7 protein-coding genes are annotated in these 7,159 nt (G+C 44.3%); 3 read left to right on the top strand and 4 right to left on the bottom strand.

Annotated elements, in window-relative coordinates:
* A partial coding sequence (locus IM479_RS04470) for a transposase (protein WP_071784045.1) occupies positions 1–112 on the top strand: 112 nt, incomplete at its 5' end.
* A gap of 219 nt (positions 113–331) precedes the next feature.
* On the opposite strand, the gene IM479_RS04465 is transcribed toward IM479_RS04470, so the two are convergent.
* From IM479_RS04465 to speA, 4 genes are all read right to left on the bottom strand, one after another.
* Positions 332–817 carry a PIN domain-containing protein gene (locus IM479_RS04465; protein ID WP_287675581.1) on the bottom strand — a complete coding sequence of 162 codons (486 nt, stop codon included), beginning with the start codon at positions 815–817 and terminating at the stop codon, positions 332–334.
* Positions 814–1,089 carry a UPF0175 family protein gene (locus IM479_RS04460; protein WP_147069031.1) on the bottom strand — a complete coding sequence of 92 codons (276 nt, stop codon included), beginning with the start codon at positions 1,087–1,089 and terminating at the stop codon, positions 814–816. Before IM479_RS04460 ends, IM479_RS04465 begins: the two co-directional genes overlap by 4 nt.
* Positions 1,090–1,290: 201 nt before the next feature.
* The gene (locus IM479_RS04455; RefSeq protein ID WP_287685679.1) at positions 1,291–3,306 is read right to left on the bottom strand and encodes a ribonuclease catalytic domain-containing protein; all 2,016 of its coding nucleotides are present in this window, start codon (positions 3,304–3,306) and stop codon (positions 1,291–1,293) included.
* Between the two features lie 77 nt (positions 3,307–3,383).
* Positions 3,384–5,423, bottom strand: a complete 2,040-nt coding sequence (speA, locus tag IM479_RS04450; protein WP_286824129.1) for a biosynthetic arginine decarboxylase — start codon at positions 5,421–5,423, stop codon at positions 3,384–3,386.
* A 212-nt stretch (positions 5,424–5,635) separates the two neighbouring features.
* Here speA and IM479_RS04445 point away from each other — a divergent pair, with 212 nt between their 5' ends.
* Both IM479_RS04445 and recR read left to right on the top strand, forming a co-directional pair.
* Entirely contained in the window at positions 5,636–6,169 is a 534-nt protein-coding gene (locus IM479_RS04445; RefSeq protein WP_287685677.1) for a DUF4330 domain-containing protein, read from the top strand.
* A gap of 204 nt (positions 6,170–6,373) precedes the next feature.
* Positions 6,374–6,964: a recombination mediator RecR gene (gene recR, locus IM479_RS04440; RefSeq protein WP_287673051.1), complete on the top strand. Its 591-nt coding sequence runs from the start codon at positions 6,374–6,376 to the stop codon at positions 6,962–6,964.
* The last annotated feature ends 195 nt before the right edge of the window (positions 6,965–7,159 follow it).

Raw genomic sequence — 7,159 nt, 5'->3', positions numbered from 1 at the left:
GGTCGAGGGAATCAACAATAAACTTAAACTAATAAAACGAAGAGGCTATGGCTTTAGAAACTTTCGGAATTTTTGGGTTAGAAGTATGTTATCTTGGCATCTTGTCTGTTGATTTAGCATAAAGAGTAACGAAGAGCCAGTTTAAAGGAGTATTCTGTTTTCGTACATTAGCCGCTTTTAGAGGGGCTAAAACCTTTAATCTAGTGCTTTTTCCCTCATGGCATATTCTCTTGTAATGGCGATGATGGCCGATCTAAATGTACTATAGCGCTTTTCACGTTACTGAGGTATCGACAAGTTGGATATTCTGGTTTCTGTCTGGAATTAATTTCTAGCTTTCTTCGGCCATTCCTAATATTTCTTGATAAAGAATTGGGCTAATTCTTTTGCCTTGACTCAAAAACTGATCTAAAATGGGTTTAACTTCAATAATAATTCCTTTCTTCTTGGCAATTAATAAAAGTCCAATTGTTCCAGTTACAGGCAAATTTCTGGACTGGGCGACTTTTCGTCCTAATTTTTCGTCTATTAAGACTCGATTCGCTTTTAATTCTTCTGCCAAGATAATTGTAGCCGCTTCACCTAAATCGAGTTTAAACTGAATTTGCAACTGTAATAATTGAGCGGGAGATTGAATGGTAAATACCTCAATCCACTGAGCAGTAGGAACAACCGAAGCAGCCCGATGATTTCCCGTGGTGACTTCATTATAAACTTCTTGGGGAATGATAATTTTACCAAAGAGTTTTTGGAGTAAGTTAAGTTGACCAACTTTAGCTAACTCACTTAACGGAGTGGTATTAGAGACAATAATCACGCAGGAGAATCTTCTAATAATTGCAGGGTTTCTGTAATTTCTTGTTCTAACTCTTCTCGATTTTGGTCGGGGAAGATGGCAACCCCATATTGACCCATAAGTTCGAGAACTTCTAAACGAGAGACTCCCAATAACCTGCCGGCTATCCCACTACTAATTTCTCCATGTTTTAACAAAGTCATGATATATGCTATCTTAGCCTGTTCCTCTGCTTGTGAATGGAGAGATTCCGAAATATTAATAGGCAAATCAAATCGTATTGTTATGGTCATACGTTGGGATTATGCAGAAGTTTTTGGCTCTTTTAACTGCTAGATAATAACATTTTACAGCAGATTTGCGCCCGTAGGTTGATTTGATCTATCAGAGGGGTGTGGGGTGTGGGGTAGTGGAGCATTTGGCTGAAATTTCCCTAAACCCCTAAATCCCTATCACCCTATCTCCCGACTTCTGAATTCTGTCTGTGCGAGAGATTAACTTGCTTGAGAGGAGACAAAACCCGACAACTCGCGAAAACGGATCTCATCCCGGTGGGGATCAGAGCGACTAACTTGCACTTGAAAGCGATCGCCTAAAGATACCGAGCGCTCAAAACGATGGGGTAATTCTAACCCCAATTCCTCCAATAAAATCAAGCCTAAATTTTCCTCTTCCCGCAGCCAGCGCAACACCAAAGCTTGCCAGACTTGATCTCCCTGTCGTCGCAAAAATTCCAAACTCCAATAACGATTAGTTTGTCGTTCCACCGAGGTGGCCTCTTGGGCCGAACTAGCGACACTATAGAGAATTTCCTGCATTCTATCCCGCGTAAAAGGCAGTTGATCGCCCCGGAGATGGGCTTTTAGTTGAAAATGGGTCAAAAGGTCAGTATAACGGCGAATTGGCGAAGTTACTTGGGAATAGGTATTCAATCCCAGACTAGCATGACGGTTAGGAATCGTCGTCATCTCACTGCGCGGCATACAGCGACGCAAGGCACAGGAACGCACCGGGCCCGCAGGTAGTAAAATTAACTCCTCATCGGGGGGTAATTCCGGTTGTGGTTGTCCGCGGAAAGGCACGGGTATCTCGTGTTCCTGACAGTAGCGACCGGCGATTTCTCCGGCTAAAATCATCATTTCCGCCACTAATTGCCGAGATGGGGAAACTTCCTGCAATTCTACGATAATTTCGTCGTTAGCCTTCACCTTAATCGATGATTCTGGCATTTGGATGTTAATCGATCCCTGAGATTTACGCCATGCGTGGCGTTGTTTGGCCCAACGGTTGAGAATCCTCACTTCCGGTTCATGCTGCAGGTCCAGATGTAACATTTCGTCCACATCTTCGTAGGTGAGGCGATAGGTGGGTTTAATTGTACTAGGATGGATACGATAATCGGCGATCGCCCCTGTTTCATCGAGGATTACCCCAAAACTCAACGCAGGACAAAGTTTTCCCTGTACCAAACTCATCGGACCTGCGGCCAATTCTAGGGGAAACATGGGAACCATTCCCGTGGGAAGATAAAGACTGGTACTGCGACGACGCGCTTCTAGGTCTAATTCATCATCAGGAAGCACTAAACGGCTAGGATCGGCAATATGGATCCAGAGACGATGACCACCATCTGCGAGCATTTCTACCGATAATCCGTCATCGATTTCCTCGGTACTTTCATCGTCGATGGTATAAATTTTTTGGTGAGTTAAATCGAGACGATTGTTGACATCCGCATCCGCAGGGGGATTGAGTAAATTAAGACGCGCCACATCAAGTACCTTTTTCGAGAATTGAACGGGGTAGGAACTGCGTCGCAGGAAAAGGTTTTCGTGACTACTCCACCATTTCAAATCGACTAACAATTCAAAAGCAGCCTCGGGGGTTTGGGAACGGCCCAGCAGCGAGAGTATGTCCATGGCTGCTGGGTATTTTTGTTCGGGTTGGAGGATATATTTTTCTAGAGATTCCAGACGAATTCGATCGCTTTCTGACCATTCTACCGTTCCACTGGCCAAGGCTTGCTGGAGACGTTGGAGAAATTGGCTTTTTTCCCGTTGACGCTGTTGTTCCACCTCTAGCTGGTGTTTGATTTCCTCTACCTGATTTTCCGAGCGGGCCTCGTAACCATCCCCTTTATTTTTAAAATAAACTTTATCATCACTCAAGAGACAATGGGCCGCATAGCAAAACTGCGGACCGCGATCGGAAAAGAGGATCTCGGCCATGGTTTCGGGAGTGACTAACTGATTTTCCCCGGCTAATAATTCCCAGGCCACTTCTAAACCACTAGCATCTAGATAGGGTTGGACTTCCCGCAGAAAATTGCCAATCTCCTTATGGTTGGACGGACCTGCTTTGACAATGTAATCGAAGCGTTGGGGACGCAGTTTATGCGGGTTTCCCCCTTGATCGATGACGATCCAATCTTTTTTACCTTCTGGGCGATCGATCACCCCTAAGCGCCTTTCTCCTTGGACGCGAAATTCTACCAGCGTTCCCTTTTCCACTGCTTCCCCTTACTGCCTATCTATTTTGTCTATTTTCTATCATCCTCGATCGATTACTCGATCGGCAAGAGCAATCATCAATCCCCACCCACTAGATAGGTATAACGTCGCAAACTGCGTTCATAATCCTGTAGTAGTAATTGGGATTCTTCCACAGTCATGCGATTTTCCTGCAAAGCTTGTTCACAACGAAGACGAATTCTTTCTAACAAGTCTTCCGCAGAATATTGTACATAACTTAATACTTCTGTGATCGTATCTCCTTTGACTAGATACTCGATATCGTATCCCTTGGGACTCATCTGAATATGTACCACGTTAGTATCGCCAAAAAGATTATGTAAATTGCCCATAATCTCTTGATAAGCACCCACCAGAAACATTCCTAGATAATAGGGTTCTGGAGAATGTTTACCGTTTTTGTACTCCAACGGATGCAATTCTAAAACTGATTTTACGTCCCCGCGCAAATCGATAAACTGGGCAATTTTCCCGTCACTATCACAGGTTAAATCGGCGAGAATTCCTCTTTGGGTAGGTTCTCGATCGAGACGATGGATCGGCATAATCGGAAATAGTTGATCGATCGCCCAACTATCGGGAACTGACTGAAAAACCGAGAGATTGGCATAATAAATTGAGGCCATAATTTGCTCTAAGTCTTCCAAGTCATCGGGAACATAATCCTGTTGTCGGGCCACTTGCAGAATTTTGTGACAACAAGCCCAGTACAATTGTTCGGCTCTAGACCGTTCTTTGAGACTGAGATAACCGAAATTAAACAGACTAATCGCCTCCTCTTTGAACTGTCCCGCATCGTGATAAGCTTCCTGATAATTGCGCTCATCGATACCCGTGTAGGTTTCCCAGAGATTACGGAGGATGAGGTGTTCTTTCCCATTGCAGGGATCGGGAGGGTTTTGGGGAACCTCACTACTTCCCAAGATATCAAAGACTAACACCGATTGATGAGAAGCGATCGCCCGTCCACTTTCACTGATGAGAATTGGGGGTGAAATCTGGGCATCCTCACAAGCTTCCTTGACCTCGGCCACGATATCATTGGCATAATTCTGCATATTGTAGTTTTTCGAGGCATAGAAGTTAGTTTTTGAGCCATCGTAATCGACCCCTAAACCACCCCCCACATCGAGATAGGTCATATTTGCCCCTAATTTCGCTAATTCCACATAAATCTGACTAGCTTCGCGAATGGCATCCTTAATGACGCTAATAGCGGAGATTTGCGACCCGATATGATAGTGCAGCAGTTGCAGACAATCTAACATCCCCGCTTGTTCTAATTCCGTCACCACCGTTAAGATTTCCGGGACGGTTAAACCGAATTTGGCCCGGTCTCCCGTGGAACATCCCCAACGACCCACCCCTTTTGTCCCCAGTTTCGCACGCACTCCCAAATGAGGGGCAATTCCTAACTGACGACTGACGCGCAGGGTTAAATATAATTCTTCCAATTGTTCGATGACAATCAAAGGCCGATGACCGAGACGAGTGGTCAACAGGGCAGTTTCCAGGTATTCTTTGTCCTTATAGCCGTTACAAATTAGCAATGGTTGTGTTTTGTCATTTTTGCCGTTTAAGGCAGGTTCTAGGGTAGCTAAAGCAATCATTAGCTCAGGTTTTGAACCAGCCTCCAGCCCAAATTGATAGGGTTTACCAAAACGCACTAAAGACTCGACGATGTGACGGTGTTGATTGCACTTGATCGGATAGACACCGCGATAGACGTTGGGATAATTATAACGGGCGATCGCTCGGTTAAAACAGGCATTCAGGCGCTCGATCCGATCCTCGAGGATGTCACTAAACCGAATTAACAGGGGTAAACCGATATTCCGCCGCTTAATCGCCGAAACTAACTCGTATAAGTCCAAAGAACCGCCCCTTTCTCCCTGGGGCGAAACGGTAATGTTTCCCGCGGCATTGATCGAGAAATAGGGTTCTCCCCAGCCTTGGATGCGATAGAGATTTTCGCTATCTTCGATCGACCAATGTTTAACGGGGGCAACTTTTTCGAGGTTGTTACCGTCAGAAGGGGTCAGATCGACTGGAGATAATTGCTTTTCTTGTTTCTTAAGTTGAGTTTTACCGGCCATTGTCTATCGATCGCTCCGTGTGAGACTCCGATCTTCTATCTTAAGTCAGACTTCCCGTCCGCGACCAAGATTCCGATCATGATAGAATTTACTAGCCGTTAGGAGGCAGGAGTTAGGAGTCAGGAGTCAGGAGATTATTTTTATTTATTCTCCCTTGTTCCCACTGATGACTGTCTTCTCCCTTATGCCCAAAATTTTATAGTGAACCGCTTATGAATTTATTAGACTCAAAAGGACGTTTATTCGGTAAATTTAGCTTGCTCGATCTCGGAGCGGCCTTAGTAATTTTATTGACTATAGTTGGTATTTTTGTTGTCCCGGGTACGAGTGGTAAAAGTACGATCGCTCAAGTTACCAAAGAACCCATAGAAGTGGATGTTATTGTCCGGGGTTTAAGTGTTCTCAATCCCAACGCTTTGATTAATCAATTCAATACCGAGAAGAAAACTAATATTGTTATTCGTAATCAACCAGCCGGTCAAGTGGATATAAAAAATGTTAAACCTTTATCGAGAAATGTCTTAGTTCCGCAGCCAGATGGTAGTGTGAAAGTCCTACCCGATCCCCGCACAGAAAACTATTCTCAAGATATGATTATGACTCTCAGTGGTCAAGCGGAAGTTACCGATACTGGTGCGGTTGTTGGCGGTCAAAAGGTGAAAATTGGCACTTTAATCGAGTTGGAAGGAGATAATTATAATTTTAACACCAGTGTTATCGATGTGCGTTTACCCAAACGGTCTTAATCAGTGAGCAGTAAACAGTAAACAGTGAGCAGTGAAAAGACAGTAGGAAACTTCTATTTAACACTGCTCACTTGAAAACTCAAATCTGATAACTGATAACTGATAACTGATAACTGATAACTGATAACTGATAACTGATAACTGATAACTGATAACTGATAACTGATAACTGATAACTGATAACTGATAAGAGGATTAACTGCTATTTATACACCGCCTTTAGCTCGTTTGATCGAGCAGTTACAAAAATTACCCGGGGTAGGACCAAAAAGCGCCCAACGTTTGGCCCTGTATATTCTCAAACGACCGGAGCAAGACGCGATCGAATTGGCCCAGGCGATCGTGGATGCTAAAAAACAAGTAGGATTATGTCAGGTTTGTTTTCATCTTTCGGCCGAACCGATTTGTGAAATTTGCCGCAATCCTAACCGAGAAACGGGTACTATCTGTGTGGTAGCTGACTCCAGAGATGTGATTGCTTTGGAGAAAACACGGGAATATTCGGGCAAATATCACGTTTTGGGCGGTGTTATCTCGCCTATGGATGGGATTGGACCCGATCAATTGAATATACAGTCTTTAGTCACTAGAGTTAGCCAAAAAAAAATTCAGGAAGTTATCTTGGCCATTAGTCCCAGTGTCGAGGGAGAAACCACGACTTTGTATATCGGGGGTTTACTGAAACCCTTCACCAAAGTTACCCGTATCGCTTTCGGGTTGCCCATGGGCGGCGATCTGGAATACGCTGATGAAGTAACCTTAGCGAGAGCTTTAGAAGGTCGTCGGGAATTATGACCCCACACCCTGTCCCCACTAAAAGACTTTTTGCCGCAAACCCTACTTAGGACAATTATCGAAAATTTGGGTTAAAACCCCGTCGTTTTACGACGGCTTTAAGCTACAATGGAAAAAGCGATAACCAAGCTAAAAACTGAACCTTGACCACAGATAGTAGGGGGTTTCGTTCAGAAAAGACTTCAAATTCGGCCT

This window comes from Microcystis sp. M165S2, from assembly GCF_020245885.1.
Taxonomy (GTDB): Bacteria; Cyanobacteriota; Cyanobacteriia; order Cyanobacteriales; family Microcystaceae; genus Microcystis.
This window is presented reverse-complemented; position numbering and strand designations above follow the sequence as displayed.

Coding starts and splice junctions, on each gene's coding strand:
- IM479_RS04460 (WP_147069031.1), bottom strand. CDS start 1,089: ATGACCATAACAATACGATTTGATTTGCCTATTAATATTTCGGAATCT.
- IM479_RS04445 (WP_287685677.1), top strand. CDS start 5,636: ATGAATTTATTAGACTCAAAAGGACGTTTATTCGGTAAATTTAGCTTG.
- speA (WP_286824129.1), bottom strand. CDS start 5,423: ATGGCCGGTAAAACTCAACTTAAGAAACAAGAAAAGCAATTATCTCCA.